At 68.9% G+C, this 1842-nt stretch carries 2 protein-coding genes and 1 pseudogene; 1 reads left to right on the top strand and 2 read right to left on the bottom strand.

Annotation, left to right across the window (positions count from 1 at the left end):
• Positions 1–473 (bottom strand): LysR family transcriptional regulator (locus JHC99_RS07885; RefSeq protein WP_292153167.1); only part of this gene is annotated, 473 nt, incomplete at its 3' end.
• Positions 474–597: 124 nt separating this feature from the next.
• Between JHC99_RS07885 and JHC99_RS07880 the strand changes: the two genes are divergently transcribed.
• Complete coding sequence (locus JHC99_RS07880; protein WP_292153163.1) at positions 598–1296, top strand: pirin family protein; 699 nt, start codon at positions 598–600, stop codon at positions 1294–1296.
• 9 nt (positions 1297–1305) lie between these two features.
• On the opposite strand, the pseudogene JHC99_RS07875 reads toward JHC99_RS07880, so the two are convergent.
• A pseudogene (locus tag JHC99_RS07875) lies at positions 1306–1842 on the bottom strand (peptidase M56); the annotation flags it as partial.

Genomic DNA, 1842 nt, shown 5'->3' with positions numbered 1-1842 from the left:
GCCGTCAGCGACGAATCGGGAAGCGCCGCGATCCTGAGCGCGCAGTCGAAGCCGCCACCGACGAGATCGACGGTCTCGTCCGACAGATGCAGGTCGATTGACACGTCGGGGTGACGGGCCAGGAAATCCGGCAGGGCGGGCGCCACATAGGTCATGCCGAACGACATCGGTGCCGCCAGACGCACCAGCCCGCGCGGCGTGATCGACTGGTCCAGCGCCTGGGCCTCGGCCTCTTCGGCCTCATGCACCATCTGGGCAGCGCGGGCCGCCAGGGTGCGACCCGAATCGGTCAGGGCGAAGCGGCGCGAGGTTCGGTGCAGCAGGGTGGTACCCAGCCTCTGCTCCAGCCGCGTCACCGCCTTGGACACCGTCGCCTTCGACAGGCCCAGCGCCTCTGCTGCCCCGGAGAAGGACTGGCTTTCCGCCACCCGGGCGAAGATGGCGAGGGCTTCGAGGTCGGGGAGTTTGGACATGATTTCGGAAACCGTGTGTTTCGGCCGTTTCTATTTCTGAACCTACGCCGATCGCTATCTTGTCCTCAAGCCACAGCGGTACCGGCATCGGCTGGCCGCGCAGATCAAGACAGGGACCAAGACCATGATCGAACTTCGACCTTTCGACAGCCTGGGCGGTGCCAACCACGGCTGGCTGAACGCCAAGCATCATTTCTCCTTCGCCAACTACCATGATCCCAAGCGGATGAGCTGGGGCAATCTGCGGGTCTGGAACGACGACGAAATCGCCGCCGGATCGGGCTTTCCGCCGCACCCGCACGCCGACATGGAGATCATCACCTATGTCCGCGAAGGGGCCATCACCCACGAGGACAGTTTGGGTAACAAGGGTCGCACGGTCGCGGGCGACGTCCAGGTGATGAGCGCGGGCACCGGCATCCGGCACGCCGAGTACAATGCCGAGCCCGACCTGACCCGGATCTTCCAGATCTGGATCGAGCCGACCCGGCGCGGCGAGAAGCCGGCCTGGGGGGCCAAGCCCTTTCCCAAGGGCGACCGCGCGGGCCAGTTCGTGGTCCTGGCGTCCGGCTTCGATGACGATGCGGATGCCCTGCCGATCCGGACGGATGCCCGTGTAGTGGCCGCGACCCTGAGGGCCGGCGAGACGGCGACCTATCCGCTCGGAGCGAACCGTCGCGGCTATCTGGTGCCTGCGGTCGGCGCGATCGAGGTCAACGGCGTGCGCGCCAACGCCCGCGATGGACTGGCCATCACGGGCGAGGACACGATCACCGTCACCGCCGTCAACGACAGCGAGATCGTACTGGTCGACGCAGCCTAGAAGCCTCGGTCAGTCCTGGCGGTCGGCGTTGGCCGCCAGACGGGCGGCGCGCTGGTCCAGCGTGTCCGCCCGCGACCGCAGACGGGGCGCAGCGGCCTGAAGCTGGGCGTCGGTAACGTTTCGACCATTCGCCTGGGCGCGGGCGATCTGTTCGGCGCGGAAGGCCGGGTCGTCCAGCTGTGCTGCGGCACGGCGCATCTGTTCGGCCCCCTGATGCATCTGGTCGGCGCCGCCGTGCATCTGAACGCGACCGTTGGTCCGGGCGTGCATGGCCTGTTGGCGTGCCGTGCGGGCCATCTCGCGCGCATGATCGGCCTGCATCCGGGCGTCAGCGCGCAGGGGTGCGGCGGCGCGGGCATGGACTCGCGCCTGGGCGGCATGGGCCCGGGCCTGGGCGGCTGCGGCGCGAGCGTGACGGCCTGCCTCGCGCGCCTGGCTGCGAGCACGGGCGAACTCGGCGCGTTCGGCGGGGGTGGCCTGACGGCTGACGCCGTTCTCGGTGATAACCCAGGTATGGCGACCGTGACCGGCGGGCGGCACCGGGGG

Source organism: Brevundimonas sp. (assembly GCF_016463485.1).
Taxonomy (GTDB): Bacteria; Pseudomonadota; Alphaproteobacteria; order Caulobacterales; family Caulobacteraceae; genus Brevundimonas.
Note: the sequence above shows the minus strand (reverse complement) of the source record. Positions and strands in the feature narration are given on the sequence as shown.

Bases quoted from the DNA above. Each gene is read 5' to 3' on its own strand.
- JHC99_RS07880 (WP_292153163.1), top strand. From the start codon at position 598: ATGATCGAACTTCGACCTTTCGACAGCCTGGGCGGTGCCAACCACGGC.